Annotated in this window: 14 protein-coding genes; 4 read left to right on the top strand and 10 right to left on the bottom strand. The window is 39.4% G+C overall.

Annotation, left to right across the window (positions count from 1 at the left end):
• Positions 1-63: 63 nt before the first annotated feature.
• On the bottom strand, positions 64-909 hold the full coding sequence (locus J0M15_13530; GenBank protein ID MBN8538070.1) for a hypothetical protein: 846 nt from the start codon (positions 907-909) through the stop codon (positions 64-66).
• A gap of 86 nt (positions 910-995) precedes the next feature.
• Here J0M15_13530 and J0M15_13525 point away from each other — a divergent pair, with 86 nt between their 5' ends.
• The gene (locus tag J0M15_13525) at positions 996-1,523 is read left to right on the top strand and encodes a CGNR zinc finger domain-containing protein (GenBank protein MBN8538069.1); all 528 of its coding nucleotides are present in this window, start codon (positions 996-998) and stop codon (positions 1,521-1,523) included.
• Positions 1,524-1,540: 17 nt separating this feature from the next.
• Here the strand turns inward: J0M15_13525 and J0M15_13520 are convergent, their stop codons facing one another.
• From J0M15_13520 to J0M15_13480, 9 genes are all read right to left on the bottom strand, one after another.
• Positions 1,541-3,853 (bottom strand): AAA family ATPase, encoded by a 2,313-nt coding sequence (locus J0M15_13520; protein MBN8538068.1) that lies wholly within the window; start codon positions 3,851-3,853, stop codon positions 1,541-1,543.
• Between the two features lie 289 nt (positions 3,854-4,142).
• Positions 4,143-5,966: a HAMP domain-containing histidine kinase gene (locus J0M15_13515; GenBank protein MBN8538067.1), complete on the bottom strand. Its 1,824-nt coding sequence runs from the start codon at positions 5,964-5,966 to the stop codon at positions 4,143-4,145.
• Entirely contained in the window at positions 5,966-6,493 is a 528-nt protein-coding gene (locus J0M15_13510) for a cupin domain-containing protein (protein ID MBN8538066.1), read from the bottom strand. The genes J0M15_13515 and J0M15_13510 overlap by 1 nt, the downstream gene beginning before the upstream one ends.
• A 25-nt stretch (positions 6,494-6,518) precedes the next feature.
• Complete coding sequence (locus tag J0M15_13505) at positions 6,519-7,952, bottom strand: sigma-54-dependent Fis family transcriptional regulator (protein ID MBN8538065.1); 1,434 nt, start codon at positions 7,950-7,952, stop codon at positions 6,519-6,521.
• Between the two features lie 253 nt (positions 7,953-8,205).
• Positions 8,206-8,595 (bottom strand): hypothetical protein, encoded by a 390-nt coding sequence (locus tag J0M15_13500; protein ID MBN8538064.1) that lies wholly within the window; start codon positions 8,593-8,595, stop codon positions 8,206-8,208.
• On the bottom strand, positions 8,579-9,916 hold the full coding sequence (locus J0M15_13495; protein ID MBN8538063.1) for a chloride channel protein: 1,338 nt from the start codon (positions 9,914-9,916) through the stop codon (positions 8,579-8,581). The genes J0M15_13500 and J0M15_13495 overlap by 17 nt, the downstream gene beginning before the upstream one ends.
• Before the next feature lie 88 nt (positions 9,917-10,004).
• Entirely contained in the window at positions 10,005-11,618 is a 1,614-nt protein-coding gene (locus J0M15_13490; GenBank protein ID MBN8538062.1) for a response regulator, read from the bottom strand.
• Positions 11,619-12,119: a winged helix-turn-helix transcriptional regulator gene (locus J0M15_13485; protein ID MBN8538061.1), complete on the bottom strand. Its 501-nt coding sequence runs from the start codon at positions 12,117-12,119 to the stop codon at positions 11,619-11,621.
• A gap of 195 nt (positions 12,120-12,314) precedes the next feature.
• Positions 12,315-14,090, bottom strand: a complete 1,776-nt coding sequence (locus tag J0M15_13480; GenBank protein ID MBN8538060.1) for a glycoside hydrolase family 15 protein — start codon at positions 14,088-14,090, stop codon at positions 12,315-12,317.
• A gap of 80 nt (positions 14,091-14,170) precedes the next feature.
• On the opposite strand from J0M15_13480, the gene J0M15_13475 reads away from it, so the two are divergent.
• The 3 genes from J0M15_13475 to J0M15_13465 are packed head-to-tail and all read left to right on the top strand — an operon-like array spanning position 14,171 to position 17,606.
• The gene (locus tag J0M15_13475; GenBank protein ID MBN8538059.1) at positions 14,171-16,411 is read left to right on the top strand and encodes a trehalose-6-phosphate synthase; all 2,241 of its coding nucleotides are present in this window, start codon (positions 14,171-14,173) and stop codon (positions 16,409-16,411) included.
• Positions 16,408-17,196 (top strand): trehalose-phosphatase, encoded by a 789-nt coding sequence (otsB, locus tag J0M15_13470; protein ID MBN8538058.1) that lies wholly within the window; start codon positions 16,408-16,410, stop codon positions 17,194-17,196. The genes J0M15_13475 and otsB overlap by 4 nt, the downstream gene beginning before the upstream one ends.
• Positions 17,193-17,606 (top strand): MarR family transcriptional regulator, encoded by a 414-nt coding sequence (locus J0M15_13465; protein MBN8538057.1) that lies wholly within the window; start codon positions 17,193-17,195, stop codon positions 17,604-17,606. The genes otsB and J0M15_13465 overlap by 4 nt, the downstream gene beginning before the upstream one ends.
• Positions 17,607-17,833: the final 227 nt, after the last annotated feature.

Genomic DNA, 17,833 nt, shown 5'->3' with positions numbered 1-17,833 from the left:
ATTTTTGAAAGATTAGCGACGGGAGTTTTTGAGTTTAGGTTCAAGACTCCCATATTCTCATCCTTAAAACCTGCCACGTCGCGGTGTCCGATTTAGATAGTACAATTGTTTTCTAGTTGGATTTTGAGGGATCACTATTTGTCTTTGCATAACTGGCTGCTGAATGTGCTGTACTCGATTTTGCCGAACAATAGCTTGCTTGGGATTTTCATACGCAAATACTAAATCATTCAGAACCTTCATTAAATCTGAGAAAGTTTGTCCGCTATTCGTTAACTTGCCATTGTGAAGTTCAACAAAAGTCTGACGTGAAAAAGGCCCGACATAGAGCGCAGACTTGGAACTTTTAGGCAAAAGACACCATAGCGGTAATTCAACACCAAAATCGAAAAATACAGGCCCGTTGCATTCAGACCATTCTTTCAAAAGTGAGCATTCATCAAAAACAGATGGAAGACGTATTAAAGGGAAATTCTGGGTTATTTGATTCGCATTTTTCAAAATGATCTCAAACTGTAGTCGGTCTTTTTTTCGCATTAATCCATCTACAACCCAAACCAAATTACTGCTGTAAAACTTATTTCGAGCTTGTCGTTCCTCAGCATTTAAAAACGAATGTTGAAACTCTATTATATTTTCTTGGGCGGTTTTTACGTCGGCGATATGCCACTCACCATTGTCAGCTTTATGACGTATTTCTTGCCATTCAGTAGGAAAATTATTTTTCCAAGCACGATGCCATTCAGTTTCATTTTCCCACCAATGGTCACACTCGCAATCTGACTTATGCGCCCAATGCCAAATTTTGATGGGACCACATTTTGGGATCATTGGCTGCCCACATCCAATACAGCTACCTAATAAGCCTTTTTCAGGCTCGCGGCGTTCACCATTAACTATTGATAACATCACTCAAAATTCTCCTTCTTTATTCTTTTAAAGTTTGTTACACGATACAACCATAAAATGCGTAACACCTTCAAGGGGGCTAAATTTTGAAAAAAGCGCAACATGAAGAAAAAGGTCCATTTTTGCTGTATAAAGAAGGTCAACTGATTGGTTGGGGAACGGATGATGTTAAAAATTTACTCAAAGCAGCGAACGAAGCCGTCATAGACGAGGAAACAAAAAGCAGAAAATTGACCTACGACGAATATTTTAAAATCATTATTCACGACTGGTTCGAGATATTCGTAAATGACGGCATCACCGAAAAAGTCGTCAAACATCTAAATCATAGATTATCGCACATTCGCTACCATCATATTCTAATGCATTCAAAAGAGGGTCTTCCTTATTGGCGATACATTGCAAATTCTGAGTCAATAATGGTTGATCCTGAGCTTCAGTCGGCTTATGGCATTACTCATTTATTGGCTATCGGTGCACTCAAGAATTTAAAACGATGTGAGATGAAAGACTGCCAAAAGTTTTTTATTGGCCCTCCCAATAGGAAGTGGTGCTCCAAGTCCTGCGGCTCTCTCTTTCGAGTCAGACAGAAACGTAAAAAAGATAAATATTAAATTCGGCCCTAAAATATCTAGGAGAGATGTGCCAATGCTATGCCAGAAATAATTTGAAAGCCCTGTTTAACAAATTGTCGTAACTCAGAATCGTTAATTGGCTCAGTTTCGCTGTTTCTATTATCTCTGTGATGAAACCGCTTAGAAAAATCATTAACTGAACTCAACATATTAAGTTGAGGTTTTAGTGACGCAATCCCTGAATTTTCAGTCGAATTGCGAACACTCTCAATACAATTACCCAGCCATTCATTTTCTTTAAAATCCTTTGGAAATCTAAGATGTAGATTGTATTCGATTAAGGGGCGAATACACCTTGCGACATCTCTCATTGCAGATTCGCTACCATTCGGGACACCATTCTCGAGGTATTCCACAAGACTATGGTAATCCTGCAAATATCGACTTCGAGTTTCTTTCTCGATATCCCAAAGTGCCATTGATGTTCCTTCACCTTTTCGATAAAGGTTAAAACACTTTGCTTTAATATCTTGGGTTGAGTCCCAGATTAATCTTAAAAAAAATCGATCATGTGAAAATACGATTACTTGCTTTGCTTTTGAAGCCAGTTCAGTAATCGCTTGCTCCGTTTTCTCCCGTCGGAACAGGTCGAAACTTGAAAGTGGGTCATCAAAGAGAATGACCTTTTCACCTATATTGCTGTCGTCGCGTAGTTTGGAAAGAAAGTAACAAAATGCCAACGTAGATTTTTCTCCTTCACTAAGCGTATTCTTGAAGCTAGGTTTTGATTCGTCATTTGTTGAATCCTCAAGATCAAATTTAGTTCCGTTTATGCAAAGCTTGTACGTCGTACTTGGTTTTCCGCCAGAATAATTTTCTTTTTTATCTGCAATGGTGAAAGTTGCTCCAAAGTCTGAAAGCAAAGCATTTATCGAACTCTGGTACTTTTCAAAAATACCCTTAGCATACTTATCTAGCTCGATCCGAGCCTGTTCTTTCTCATTCTCAAAGGTCAGTTTTTCCTTCTGAAGAATAAGAACTTTGTCGCAAAGTTCTTTAACGATAGTGCTGTGCCTAATAGGTGTGTTTAAGAGTTTCAGCAACTGCGCTTTTTTTTCTTTTAGATTCGAAGTTGAACTCTGCGCCTTTAAAACTTCAATCAATGTATTGATTCTTACAATCTCAGAATTATACCCATCAATCTTTTCGGTAATTTGTTTATAAGACCCCTCCCGAATTTGCGCAACTTCCTGCTCAGTGACCTGACTGTCCTTTGCAGAAAGCTTTTTTTGGATTAGATATTCAATGCCTGTCATAGTTTCATTTAATTGGGTAATAACATCGTCAGCAATAGACTGATTTAGTCCTTCTACATTAATAAAACTCGACCAAAACTGTTGCATGGCTTGATTAGTTTTAATGTCGGACTTTATCTTTTCCGCAATGCGAGTTTGCTCCTGCTTGGAATACTTGGAAGTAAGAAATGCCAGCTCAGAACGATAGCTCTTGTATTCTTTATTCAAGATCGACCTATAGATCTCGATCAGTTCCGATCCTGTAAGGGGCTGACTACAGAAAGGACACTCGTCCTTCTTTGCTGATAGGAGTCCTTGCTCAATCCATGCGAGGCCACTCATTCCATGAGTTTTTAGATGCAAATCTAATTTGGATTGCGCATCACTTGAAATCGATTCAAATGTTTTTGTGAGCACTTCTTCTAATTTTTTAAAATCGAGGTGCAAGGACAACCTAGAGAGCAGCTGAGATGTGCGAATTTGTTCCGATTTTTCTAAAGATTGTATCTCCCTCTCTAATTCAGACGCCAGCGTAGAGGCATTGTTATTTTCTGGCAAAGCTAGAAAATCAATGAAACTAAGTGCTCCCAAAATTGCTTTACTAACTTCTTTGTTAAAACCGCTAGCTTCTGAGGTCGTCCGACGAATTTCGGCATCTAGTGATTCAATCTTATGAGCTATAGCGACGCCTTTTTCACCCACTACAAATTTATGAAGATTTCGACGGTGATCATGATCAACTATGTTTCCTGAAAAAACATTATCCACAATAAACTGAGAATCAAAAATTTCAAATTTTTGTTCGCACTTTGTCCAAGAGTTGTTCTTAAATTCAACCATGGCGTTGCTTATCAGTAATTTTGCTGATTGGACATCATCATTACCTAGTGTTTTACGTCCAACTACTATTTTCGGATTATTCGACGAGAGTGATCGAACCGTAGAAGATAAAGTTGTCTTACCAGTTCCATTATCAGCATAAATTAAATTAAATACTCCGAATTTGAGATCACCGGCTGCGGCAAAACTTGTGAATTTTCCAATATTTTTAATTTCAATAATTTTATCGAACATAGTCTCTGCCTCCGCTTAGAAAAACTTATTTAATGCATCATTATATTTCTCGGTCTCAAGCCTCAATCGTACAAGAATTTCCTAAACGGCTTCGAGATCCAAGGAAAAATGTATCTCTTACAGTAGGATACAAATAGGTTACATTTGTTACGAGATACACTCAAAATTCTCGCTGACGACTCTTAACAAGTAAAGTCGAACACATTGAACAGGTATAAAATATTTTTATTTTTACAGACTAAAGCAATGTGCTTGAATTTAATTGATTCAAAATACATTGCGTCATGCTTTACAAAAGTGCATTTGAATGAGCTTCCTGAGCTGAATAGTTCTTTGGTAACACCATTTTCGAATCATAAATGGGAACTGCCATCAAAATTTTCGTTCCAACACCAAATTTTGTATCTACAGAAATAGACCCGCCCCACGATTCGACTGCGTTATATGCATGAACTAGCCCTAATCCTCGTCCTAAACCTTCTTTAAGAGAAAAATTCTTTTTTCCCAAGTTGGCCAAATTAGTTTCGGGGATACCTGAGCCATAATCTAGGATCTGAATTTTACAATATCCCGAATCTTCGAAAACCAATATTTCGACTATACCACCAGAATTACCATATGATTCAAAAGCGTTGTTGATTATATTCGAAAGTACGCAAGTCAGTTCCAGAGAGCTTGCTTTTACAAAAAGGCGTTCAGATCCGGTTGTGGACTTTAAAATAATGGAAGATTTGCATTTGTTTGAAAATTCGATATTTTTTTGTCGAACTAAATCATCTAATAAAATTGGTACGAAAACCAAGTCGGTATCTAGTTCTTTAGCCAAATAACTTGTTACGGATTCAGATTGTGTTCTTAGTTTTTCTGAAAGCTGTTTGATTTCTGAAACGGCCTTCTTCAAAATCCGTTTCATCCTCTCGGGCACCATGATAAGCCCAGGCAGCATCATTTCTATTGCAATTACAGGAGAACGTATATTATGAGCCACGATCTTTGCCAATTCGACTTTTGACTGAGCTTTTTCAGCTTCAACCAGTTTTTTCTGCGACTCTTCCAATGAATCCAAAAGCCGATCAAATTCTTGTGTTAAAAACGAAATCTCATCGCCTCGATTCATTCTAATTCTATCGGTAACATCACCTTGATCTTTTATTTTTCTAACTTTATTAACTGCGATCTCAATATTTCTGACGAGTCTACGAGAAAGTAGACGGGCTAAAATATAGGATAATAAAGCATTGCCAAATCCAATTAGGAAAAACATAATACCGGCGCGGGCCTGAATTGCTTTCAGTTCAGATTTCGAAACTTTGCTCTCGAGAACATAGTAGTATTCGCCGTTTTTAGAAGTACCAGAGACATCACATTGGCAGCATCTTGGATGAGAAGAAATAACTTTCGTAAAAAAGCTGGTACTGTCGGGAGACGCGATTGCCATGTCAAATGACCCTGGCAAATTTGCTTTTTTACTTTCAAAAGCTACGTTCTGATCTGAGTAAGTACCAAACGGAGTTCCATCTGGGGCATACAAAGACATTGAAATCACATTCACGTCGGACTTAATCGCTTCGGCCAGAGTTTTAGTAATGAAATCAACTCGAACCCCAACCTCAACGATTCGACTTCTGTCTTTATTTGGAATCGACAAAAACTTGAAAGGCTTCGGCTCTGGATTTGGTTTGATAATTGGTGTGGCTTCAACATCAAGACTACCAGTTATCAGTTTTTGATAGTTTTCGCAGAATGAAAATAAATTCGGAATTCCAGCGGGGTCGTCATTTGTGGATCTGGTGAACTTTCCAGTTCGATCAATCATAAAAAGGTGAGTAATTCCTAATTCACTTTGGAGGGTCCTTAGTTTTTCTGTCGAAAGTAGCCCGTGTTTTTCATCATGTTCAGCAACGACCTTAGCCGCATTCAACATTAATGCTTCAGTGCTGGTATCCAAACGGTTCAATGTATCAGCAAGAACTTTTGAAAAAACCTGATAGCGGGCCACGAAGTCTTCTTCGGAGCGATTCACCGTATACTTGTAGGCGGCCCAAATTAAAATTGAACCAACCATTAGAGTAGATAAAAATACTGCAATAAATATTTTTTTAGCGAAGGTCATCAGTGCACCTTCTCGTTGGGCTCCCTTGTAAATCTGATAATGTCGCTCTGGTGTTGAGGGAATTGTTTAGTCATTGCTTCACGAGTACCAACTTCGAAATCTTCAAATTCAAAGCCTGGAGCAACAGTTGTGCCCATCAATGCCCATTTTCCTGCGGTTTTCAGACGAAGGGCTTGCCATACTCCGCGTGGGACTACGACCTGTGGAGCTTGGCCGGAAAATATATCTGCGCCAAGGGTAAATCTTTTTAAATTTCCTGATTGGTCTATTTGAATCATTTCAACGGGATCGCCAGAATAAAAGTGAAAAACTTCATCACTTTTAACTCGGTGAAGAGCTGAAAAGCTTTCCGGAACGACTAGATAATAAATGCCAGTACAGATGCTTCTAGCTGATTCTGATTCTATGCCATACGATTTCGCAGATAATTTAACTGCATTGTCGCGATAGGTTTCTCTGTAATATCCACCTTCTTCAGGTAGTGGCTTCAGATCAAGCTGTTTGATAACGTCGATAGCCTTTTTCATAGTTCCTCCTCTTTATAGCCACAAATTACATAAGTCTCTGCGGCAACCCCTCGTTTTTATTCTTTATCGCTCTATTTTTCGACTCCTCAGTATTTTTTCGTCCGTCATTGATTTGGAGTTGTTTTAATTTTTTAAATGTTGTGCTTCGTGCAAGTCCTAATCGACTTGAAATTTCGATAGCACTACCGCCAGTAAGTTCTATTGCAGACTTTAGATATTCACGTTCTAGACTTTCTAAAAACTCACGGTAGTTATTAGGCGTTAGATCCGATAATTGAATTGGTAACGACGCTTCTAGTTTTCTCATACTCTGGAGCGTGGTTTCAGGAGGGCTGTGAACGGTGATGTCATCAAATTTAATTTCTGATGATTTTCTTCGTTTAGCCGAAATAACAGCGCGTTCGATTGCATTGCGAAGTTCACGGATATTTCCAGGCCAGTCATAATCTTTGAGTGCGCGAATAGCGTGTTCTGAAATTTTAAAGTTTGCTCCGCCAATTTGCAGAGTAAACATAGTTGCCAAGTCGGAAATGTCTGAAAGTCTATGTCGCAAAGGAGTTGTTGAAATGCGAACTACATTCAACCGATGATACAGATCTTCGCGAAATTTCCCTTCACGGACCATTTGTTCTAAACTTCGATTGGTTGCCGCAAGAATTCGACAAGTAATTTTTATTATTCGGTTATCACCAACGCGGCAAATTTCATTTTCTTGAATGGCTCGCAATAAACGAACTTGGGCAGATAAAGGAAGTTCACCGATCTCATCAAGAAAAATATCGCCACCATTAGCTTGTTCAAATTTTCCAGGGCGATCCTGAATGGCGCCGGTAAAAGAACCTTTCTTATGACCGAAGAGTTCACTCTCAATGATATTTTCTGCGATTGCGCCACAGTTCAGAGCGACAAAAGGCCTATTCTTTTCATCCTCAATTGAATTCAATCTTCTGGCGACTAGCTCTTTACCAGTCCCGGTTTCCCCAGTTATAAGTACATTTGCTCCAGAGCCCTTTAGGCTTAAAACGGTCTCTCTGAGTTCCATTGTTGCTGGCGATTTGCCAACTATTTCATAGCGAAAAACTTCGCGCACTAAAGTTTCTAAACTTTGAAGCCTTCTCGTCGAAGCAGATTTAGAAACCGCAATTGGAATACGAACAAGTAGGTCTGGAATAATATTTTCTGATTTTACAACGTAGTCGTCTGCTCCTCGGGCCATGCAATGTTTGACCGAAGAGAAATCAGAATCTGAAGTTAACATGATTACTATTGTATTTGGGTAGGACGCTTTAATCTCGGTCAGTAACTCGATTCCATCGCCATCAGGAAGGGCTTTATCCAAGACTGCGATGTCGAAAGACTCTTTTAGTAAGATGGATCGGGCCGAAGCTAAGGAACCGGCTTCTGTAATATCATTATAAACGCCCAGCATCTGCGACACGGCCGCTCGAAATGATTCCATATCTTCTACTAGTAGGATCTTAAAAGCCGTTTTCAAAGTAGGTTCCCCCAGAACATTGTCCAAGGGAATACACTAAATAAAAATAAGTCTCTAGAAAAAAATGTAAGTCTATTTATATGGACTTGTCGGGCGATCAAATCAATTATATCACTTTATAAGGCACATCCGATCCAATTTTACATTGGATGCGGTGTGGTCAAGACATTCTTCGGCACTGCTGTTTTTCATCTTAACTAGTTTTTAACTTACCTTGCTAATTAGCAATGAGGTTGTTGTTTTTAATAATCTGAAAATCAATATTTTTACGACATTCAAAGCAAAAGACTCTCGAAGTGGCTTTTGCTTTGCTTAAATTAATTTGGGACTCATTTAGTGGAGACTGACACGAAGGGCATTTTACGCCACTTAGATTTAAACCATAGACTTCTTTGAATTTCATAATACCAAATGCAATTGCAGAAATTAAAAAGCCTGGCACCAGCACAAAATGCAAAACAGGAATGAGTAGTGAAAAAACGGCCGCAAAGAAAAGTAAAATGAATAATTTAATAGACCGCTGTATTCTTTGAGTAGTTCCATATATTTCAATGGGGATATCAGGGCAGGGCATAATTTGCCCCTCTACTTTAACTATTACGTTCATTTGAATCCATTTCCTTTAACAATCTCTCATATACGAATTCATAGAATGATTTTTTAGAAATTAGTTTTGATAAGCCATGACCAATAATTGCGGACAACATCAAAGGAAAAATTGAGCTGTGTCTATCAGTCATTTCAAGGACAAGAATAAAAGAAGTCAAAGGTGAATGGGTTAGAGCCGCAAGTCCTGCAGTCATCCCAATCAGCACGGCGAGAGGGCCAAGTTCAAAATTGAATAAGTTACTGAAATAAGATCCTGATGATCCACCTAAACTTAGAGTCGGGGCGAAAATCCCTCCTGCTCCGCCATTTGCATATGTAAGTATGCTGCCAAAAAAGCGTGATACAAAATCAGATAAACTCGCATTTTGAGAGTTAAAAAGCATACTGGTCAGCAAATCTTTTCCAGATCCTTTGCCGTGAGATGAAAGTAAGACAACGAGCAATCCAAAAAGTAGGCCGGATGCTAACGTAAAAATTGCCTTTTTCGAAATAGAATTCAAGTCAGTGCGCCAGCGAACCACATACTTTAACGACTGAGCAAAAACGGTAACTACAGCCGCCGAAATCAAAGATATTGTTAAATATTGCCAAACTAAATAATATTCAAAATTTGGGATCTTAGGGTATCCAAGATATAGGTATGGCCCCATAATCATCTGAGAGATAATACCTGCGAAAATGACAGCATGAAGTACGCCGGTTCTAAACGAACTTAGATGAGATTTGGCGAGTTCCTCGATAACATATACAATCCCACCAAGGGGGGTGTTGAAGGCCGAGGCTAAGCCCGAAGCAGCGCCAGCCATCAAAAAAGCTGATCTATTTTGTATTTCTCCCCACTTCCAATTCTTTCCTACCAAATGAAAAATTGAACCGGAAATTTGTAAAGTTGGCCCTTCACGACCAATCGCTCCTCCTCCTAATACTCCACAGATCGAGCTGATTATTTTGACCAAAATAATTCTAAAACTCAAAAAATTATCAATCGAATCAATTTGCTTTTGGTGTGCTTTTTCAATTGCAACCATTAATTGAGGAATTCCGCTGCCGTTAGCCTTCGGTGCCAATTTTTCAACGAGAAGCCACGAAATACAAAAGAAAATCGGTGGTATCGCAACAAACCACAATCCAGAAAAATTAAATATTTTCTTAGAAACCTCTTCGGCCCAAGAAAATAAGTGCGCATATCCTGTCGCAAAAAGTGCAGTCAGTGCTCCGGCAATCCAAAAAGGCAACAGTCTTTGGAAGTGGTCTCTGATTTCACAAATCTTTTTCGATCCGAACCGGTAAAGCTCATGTGATTCCTTTAGTATATCCATTTTTTCCTATTTCCCTCTTTCAAGAATCGGATTCAAAAATTGCTGTTGTTTTGAAAGAGAGAGCCTAAATAAAGTCTGATGTTGAATTTTACCGAACATCTCTATGGTCCTCAGATTTCGAAAGGATCGCTTCGGCAATCGATGTGACTAAAATTTCGCGAGAAATTGGTTTCGATAAAAAACCATTAAATCCTGCATCCAAACACTTTTTACGTTCTTCCACCATTGCATGCGCAGTTAGAGCAAAAACTTTGCCTGGATATAATTTTTTACGTAGAACTTGCAGTGCTTCGAAGCCGTCGATGCCGGGCATTTGAATGTCCATTAACACAAGATCATATGCATTTTTTAAGGCCAAATTTGCACCGCTTAGTCCGTCTGAAGCAACGGTAACTTCGATGCCAAATGATTTGAGAAAGTATTTGATTAGCATTTGATTTTCTGGTGCGTCTTCGACAAGTAAAATATGTTTCCCTCGTAATTCTTTTAAGTATTCGGATTTTTCAATTGATTTACTGATTTTACTCGCGCCAACAGTTTCAACCAACAACGTTATTAAAAATTTGCTGCCGGATCCATCTTTGGAATCAATCAGTTCGACGTTACCACCAAGTTTCTGTGCAAGACGACGTGAGAGCGACAATCCAAGGCCTGATCCCCCAAATCGTCTTGACGTGGAAGTGTTGGATTGAGCAAAGTCCTGAAATAGTCGATCTCTTTGTTCTGAACTAATGCCAATGCCAGTGTCTTGAACTTCAATTTCGAGTATGCCCTTCTTTTCGTTTAGGGGCTTAAAAGTTGTTGTGACTACGACGGAGCCTTGCATGGTAAATTTAATTGCATTGCCAACAATATTTATAAGAATCTGACGAATTAAATTTGAATCAGAAGAAATAGTCTCGGGGAGAGCCACCTCGGCGTGAAGAAGTTGAATGTCCTTCGTTTGGGCCTTGATGAATAACAAAGAAAAAATTTCTTCAAGAATTAATTTTGGCGAAAAAGGGATCGCTTCGATTTGTAATTTTCCCGCCTCAATTTTGGATAAATCAAGAATATTATCAATCAGGTTACAAAGTGCCTGGGTGTTTTTTTGAACAATACTTATAAACTCGTTCCTTTGCACTGGATTCAGATCGTCATGCTTTAGAATTTCTGCAAATCCTAAAATAGCCGTCATCGGAGTGCGAATTTCATGGCTCATATTTGCCAAAAATAGAGATTTTGTTTGATTTGCCGTATCGGCCTTAATTTTTGCTTGTGCCAATTCAAGTGAATTTTGCAGCAGTTTTTTCTTGGCGGCTTTCAGCGATCCAATGATAATGCTAATTAAAACCCCTTCGACTAAATATAATGCTAGGCGAATAATATCGGGAACGCTATCAATTCCAAAATGATTGATCGGATTGATGAAAAAGTAAATCCCTATGATAGCACCACCAATTACCGTAGCAATTCCAGAGGCAATACTGCCGAACCAGGCGGAAAAAATAACGGCTAGCAAAAATGGAAGAAGCGCGGCATCTTCACCCAGAATAGGCTGTGCCGTTTGTCGAAGAAAATAGACAAAATAAAGAAGGACAAAAGATGCACCTAATTGTCCGAAAAGACGAATGGACTTGGATGATTCAAAGTCTTTGGTTTTTAGGCTCACTACGTTACCTCCGCTTTGTAATTTGGATAAACGCCCAATTAAATCTTTCACCTATTTCTTTTCAGTATCGTCCTCAAGTAACATTGAAGGCTCCTCATTTTCCATTCCTGACTTTTGAACCAAAGCTTGTAAACCTTTTACAAGAGCGGTTCGCTGAGTTTCACTCAATTGGGCTAAACCATTCATAAGGCGTTCCTGAATAGACATTGGGCTTTTGGTAAGTAGGGATTGACCATGCTTGCTTATGCTTAGTTCGACAGACCGTGAATCGGTTTCTGATTCTACTCTGTCTATCAGTTTACGATAAACTAGTTTAGATACCACGACCGATACCGAGCTTTGATGGGTTAGAGTGGCGGCGGCTAGCTTGTTTATAGATAGCGGAACTTTGCTGGCTGCTAACTTCTGAAGTACGAAAATTTGAGCTGTGCTCAAGCCTAAGTTTTTTTCTGTAAACTTTGATGTTTGACGAAGTGTTCTAACTATTTTTCTAATCGAATCGAGGACTATCTGTGCATCTGGTTCTAATTTCGTTTTTGATCTACTTTTCATTATATATGGGATACCATATATAATTTATTACGGCCATCTTTTTTTTGATTTTATAATTTGAGGAAGACCCACGTACTTATGACACACCGTCGTGTTTAAGACAAATTTAGGCATGGAAAATTTGTCTTAGCAATTTTTTAACTTATAACTTTTGGGCATTTAGCAATATCACTCAAGCACTATTAAACTAAATCTTTAAAGGACATCGCCCCACGGCGGACTCACCGCAAAGGCTGCATTAATTTGTCCGACGTGAGAATATGCTTGTGGGAAGTTACCGGTCTGCATTCTTTCGGACGGAATATAGTGTTCTGAAAATAGACCAAGAGAATTAGCGGCAACCATCACGTTTTTGGTCACTTCGCGCGCTTTTTCTATTTGTCCTGTTCGACTCAGCGACTGAATCAGCCAGAAAGAGCAAATAAGAAACGCCGATTTAGGCTGGCCGAAATCATCATTTCGAAGGTAGCGGTAAAGAAAGCTGGCGGTAGAAGAACTTGCTTCTAATTTTAGGTTTTCTTGAATTTGTTCGACCGTTTTTTTTACAACGTCCTCATCGGGAAATCTTAAGTTAGAAATTTGTAGCAACGATGAATCGAAACTCTCATCGTTAGGGGCATTGCGTAGAGAACCATTGATGACAGCAGACCGAATAGATTTTTCAGCTAATTTTTTTGCCGAAGTTAAATCGAAACTCAGTTCCGGTAAAAATCCCAGCGATCTTATAGTTTCGATGCGATCAAGCCCCGCCCAGCACATTAAATTTGAAAAAGAATGCTCTTGCCAACCATCTCGGATTTCCCAAAGTCCGGCATCAGGCTTTGAAATGCTTTGGGCACAAAATTTTCCCAGATGAGCGAGAAGTCGTTCGAGGTCCTTGGTTCTTAAGTGATGAAATCTTTCATCAATAAAAATGGGAGCCAAGGTTAGAATCATTTCGCCGTACACATCATTCTGAACGTGCTCGGCCGCTTGATTGTTGCTACGTACAGGTTTGCTTCCAGCAAAACCTTGCCAGTTTAAGTGTTCGACCTCGGGGAGAGGGAGAGTTTGATCGAGTCGGTAAACGGGCCAAAGTCGCTCGCGCGAATGTTCGTGCTTTTCGGCAATATTAAGAATGAATTTTATGAATCCTTCCATTTCCTCAAAATGCCCAAGGTTTTGAAAAGCCGAAAGTACAAAATACGCATCGCGAAGCCAGCAGAAGCGGTAGTCCCAATTGCGGTTCTGATTTCGCTCTTCCGGTAGACTTGTAGTTAGTGCGGCAAGGATTGCGCCGGTGTCTTCATAACAATGGAGTTTTAAAGTTAGCGCTGATCGAATTGTTTCTTTTTGATAGAGGCTCGGTATTGAGCAATGCTTAACCCACGTTGTCCAGTAATCCAGAGTCTGGCTTAAAAACCGTTCTGAAACACTGACTAAGTCTTCTTCGATTCCTAAACTCCAAGTCAGTCCAAAATAAAGAGGTTCATTCAAAATAAAATGCGTTTCTTCGCATAAATAAGTAAGCGGCATATTTGTAGCTAATCGCATGTGATCGTCTTGCAGTTCGAATCTAAGGTGACTGTTCCCGCGAATTGGTTTAACAGGTTTTTTTGTCCATCCATCCACCGGTTTGCAACTCACACAAATTGCAGGGTTTCCTTTAATTGGTTTTACAATTCTAAAAAGTGATATTGGGCGATAGACGCGACCATGTTGATAGAACCGTGGATTGAAGTCGGTGATTTCAAATTGACTTCCGTCTTCGTTGGTTACTGTCGTTTTTAAAATTGTTGTATTAGGAATATAGTTTTGCTGACCTTCGAATCTGCCTTTTCCTTCAATAGAGAAGTGTCCACCTTCGGGATCTAAGATGCGTCCAAAAACTGGCGGACTATCTGGCCTCGGAAAACAAAGCCAATCAATTGAGCCAGACTTGTTAATCAATGCAGCGGTTTGGCAATTTCCAATTAGCCCGTATGGATACATGCGTTGTTTGTTCCTAAAGTTGTAGATAAATTCATTAAAATGTATACTTTCATTTGATATCAAAGTAAAGTAAGAAAAATATGAGATTATCGCTTCGCTTCATCGTTCCACTTATGCTCGTTATTGGATTAGTCGCCTATGGTATCGTGCCATTGGTCGACTCGTTGATTTTTAACAAATGGTTCAGTCGCGATATTGATATTCGAACAAAACTCATCACGAATACTCTACAAGAATCGATTGTTTCAATTATCGAAAATCCTTCCGAAAAAAAGATGCAAAAAATTTTTGACCGAGCCATTCAAGACGAACGGCTTTATGCGTTGGCATTTTGTGATAATGAAAATCGACTGATCTATAAAACCCAAACGTACCCGGACCAAATTTTGTGTGAGGCTGCGGACGACTCACGCAAGTCCCATAGTCGCGTGTTGCAATTGTCGAAAGGGCCAATTCATATTGCTTTTCATCCTATTGACGATGCCGGAAAACGATTTGGACAACTGGTTCTTCTTCATGACATGAGTTTTTTAGAAAAACGAAGTGCTGACACAAAAGTTTATATCTTCTATTTGTTCGCAGGTCTTGCGACGCTGATATCGCTGATTACGGTTTTTATTGCCCAAATGAGTTGGCGTGGTTGGGTGAAGGGAATTCGAGCCATCCTCAAAGGTGAAGGGTTGGTTCGGCCAAATTCGCAAATAGAATCTCCTGAGTTAAGACCGATTGTTAAAGATCTTCGACTTCTTATCCGTGATTTAGAAACTGAGCGACGGACCAGAGATGAAAATCAGATCAGTTGGAACTCTAAAACTTTGAAAGAAATTTTGAACAATGAACTAACTGGAGACGAGATACTTGTCGTTTCCAATCGAGAGCCCTACATCCATGTCCGTAGAAATGAAAAAATTGAAATTCAGTTTCCGGCAAGCGGTTTAGTAACGGCACTAGAACCGATCATGCGAGCCTGCTCAGGAACATGGATCGCTCATGGAAGTGGAAATGCGGACCGAGAAGTTGTGGACAAGCATGATCATGTACGTGTACCACCTGAAGATCCCTCTTATCAGATTAGAAGAGTCTGGCTGACCAAAGAGGAAGAACAAGGTTACTACTATGGCTTTGCGAATGAAGGCATATGGGCCTTATGTCATATTGCACATGTGCGGCCAATATTTAGATCAGCTGATTGGGCGCAATACGTATCCGCAAATGAAAAATTCGCAAAAGCAGTTGTCGAGGAAGCCAAAACAGACAACCCCGTAATTTTGATTCAAGACTATCATTTGGCGCTTTTGCCAAAAATGATTCGTGAACGTCTTCCGAAGGCGACAGTCATTACCTTTTGGCACATTCCATTTCCGAATCCGGAAGTGTTTGGTATTTGTCCTTGGCGAGAAGAGTTAATCGACGGACTTCTGGGAAGCAGTATTCTTGGCTTTCATACACGATTTCATTGCAATAACTTTATTGATGCCGTTGATCGCTTTATCGAAAGCCGAATTGACCGAGAAACTTCGACTGTTTCATATAAAGGTCAACTTACTGCTGTCGCCCACTATCCGATTTCTATCGAGTATCCAGTTAAGTGGATCAAATCACAAAAGTCAGTCAAAGAGTGTCAAAAACACATTCGCCAACTCAATAATTTTCCAACTGATCGGCTTATAGGGATTGGAATTGATCGACTTGATTACACAAAGGGCATTCTGGAAAGATTTTTAGCGGTGGAACGTCTATTTGAATTGGAACCAAAGTGGATTGGAAGATTTACTTTCATACAAATTGCGGCCCCATCGCGATCGACAATACCTCAATACCAGCAATTCGAATCGGAAGTTCGCGCGCTAGCAATAAAAATTAACCAGAGATTCGGCAGAGATGGTTATGAGCCAATCCTTTTGAAAGTAGAGCATCATGAACCACTTCAAGTGTATGAATATTACAGAGGCTCCAATCTTTGTTTTGTCAGTAGCCTTCACGACGGAATGAATTTAGTAGCAAAAGAATTTGTGGCCTCTCGCGATGATGAACAAGGAGTTTTGATTTTGAGTCAGTTCACAGGAGCATCTAGAGAGTTACTAGAAGCACTAATTGTAAATCCATATAATATTGATCAATGTGCAGCGGCTTTGCATGTCGCACTCGAAATGCCTAAGGACGAACAACGTAATCGAATTCGAAGTATGCGCGGATTTATTCAAGAATTTAATGTTTTTCGATGGGCTGGGCGAATGTTGCTTGATGCTGCAAGGCTTCGACAAAGAACTCGTTTATTTGGCCATATTAAGAAATTTGGCGAGGGGTTATTAAAAACGTGATACCACTTTTTTCAAAAGGAAGTCTTGTAGTACTTGAGTCACTTTCTTTTACAAAAACTCTTTATGCATTTGATTTTGACGGAACACTGGCGAAGATTGTTAGTGATCCTGAAGCCGCAGCAATGGCGAAGACAACAGAGGTTCTTTTAAGCCAGCTCTCGAAAATTGCTCCAGTCGCAATTATTTCCGGCCGAAGTATCGAGGACCTGAAGAAGCGGATTTCATTTAATCCAAAATTTCTTGTAGGAAACCATGGATTAGAGGGCATAGAAAGCAAAAATGGCTCTTTAGAAAAAGCGCAAAAAACATGCACTGCATGGACGAAACTTTTATATAACGAAGAATTTGAGAGTGGGGTTGAAATTGAAGACAAAGTGTATTCAATTGCTATTCACTATAGAAAAGCGAGAAATAAAACAAAAGCAAGAGCACAGATCAAATCAATAATAAGTTACATCACTCCTAAACCTAACATTATTTTAGGCAAATGCGTGGTGAACATACTTCCGGCGGATGCTCCCCATAAGGGCGCAGCCCTTCAAAAGCTCATGCAGATTTCAGAAATGAAACATGCCTTTTACATCGGTGATGACGACACAGATGAAGATATTTTCAGTTTGCCCTATCATTCTGGCCAAATAATGTCAGTCAGAGTGGGAAAAAAAATCAAATCACAAGCTAGCTATTATATAGAGAGACAATCTGAAATTAATCGGTTGATAAAAACTCTTATTAAATTTCACCAGCCTAGAGATGATAGTTCAAAATTAGAGGAGTTAAGATGAGCAAAGATGTTCAGCCTCTAGTTTCCTTATTTCGCTTAGGTATTTCGATTCACAACTTCAATAAAAAGTCAGAGGAAAAAGTTGGTTTAAGTTTAGTGCAATGGTGTCTTTTAGAACAGCTTATCGATATGCCAGGAACCTCTGCGCATGCGCTTGCAAAATCTGTTGGCATTCACCCGAGCACCTTAACCCAAACCTTAAAGCGCCTTGAAAAAAAAGGATTTTTGTTTCAAGCTGAAGATCCAAAGGACTCAAGAAAGAAAATTATTTCTATCACCATACATGGCAAGCAAGCCATGGAACGAATCGCTTCACAAAAGAAAGATTGGACGAAATGCCTAACTCCTGTGAGCAACGACTTACAAAAGTTAAACGCCGTCCTGCAAGCTATGGTGAACTACGGCAGCTAACATTTGAAAACTAAACTCAGTCTTTTTTTTTCTTGCTATTTTCGTATTGGATTATTATGAAGATAATAATGACTACCGGAATTAACACAGTCGCGATATCAAAAAGCTTCTCAGACATAGGCCACCATTCTTTTTTTAAATGGCGACCCTACCACTTGAAAACTCTCACTCCGAAAAAGAGTGAAACCCTGTTATTTTGTTAGTTTAATTATACGATGCTGACAATA

This window comes from Deltaproteobacteria bacterium, assembly GCA_017302835.1.
In the GTDB taxonomy this organism is placed as follows: domain Bacteria; phylum Bdellovibrionota; class Bdellovibrionia; order Bdellovibrionales; family Bdellovibrionaceae; genus UBA2316.
The sequence above is the reverse complement of the archived record's forward strand: the minus strand, read 5'-3'. Positions and strand labels throughout refer to the sequence as shown.

Excerpts from the sequence above, each read along its gene's own strand:
- J0M15_13495 (MBN8538063.1), bottom strand. The coding sequence starts at position 9,916 with ATGGATATACTAAAGGAATCACATGAGCTTTACCGGTTCGGATCGAAA.
- J0M15_13530 (MBN8538070.1), bottom strand. The coding sequence starts at position 909 with ATGTTATCAATAGTTAATGGTGAACGCCGCGAGCCTGAAAAAGGCTTA.
- J0M15_13520 (MBN8538068.1), bottom strand. The coding sequence starts at position 3,853 with ATGTTCGATAAAATTATTGAAATTAAAAATATTGGAAAATTCACAAGT.
- J0M15_13485 (MBN8538061.1), bottom strand. The coding sequence starts at position 12,119 with ATGAAAAGTAGATCAAAAACGAAATTAGAACCAGATGCACAGATAGTC.
- J0M15_13500 (MBN8538064.1), bottom strand. The coding sequence starts at position 8,595 with ATGAACGTAATAGTTAAAGTAGAGGGGCAAATTATGCCCTGCCCTGAT.
- J0M15_13515 (MBN8538067.1), bottom strand. The coding sequence starts at position 5,966 with ATGACCTTCGCTAAAAAAATATTTATTGCAGTATTTTTATCTACTCTA.
- J0M15_13465 (MBN8538057.1), top strand. The coding sequence starts at position 17,193 with ATGAGCAAAGATGTTCAGCCTCTAGTTTCCTTATTTCGCTTAGGTATT.
- J0M15_13480 (MBN8538060.1), bottom strand. The coding sequence starts at position 14,090 with ATGTATCCATACGGGCTAATTGGAAATTGCCAAACCGCTGCATTGATT.
- J0M15_13505 (MBN8538065.1), bottom strand. The coding sequence starts at position 7,952 with ATGGAATCATTTCGAGCGGCCGTGTCGCAGATGCTGGGCGTTTATAAT.
- J0M15_13475 (MBN8538059.1), top strand. The coding sequence starts at position 14,171 with ATGAGATTATCGCTTCGCTTCATCGTTCCACTTATGCTCGTTATTGGA.
- J0M15_13510 (MBN8538066.1), bottom strand. The coding sequence starts at position 6,493 with ATGAAAAAGGCTATCGACGTTATCAAACAGCTTGATCTGAAGCCACTA.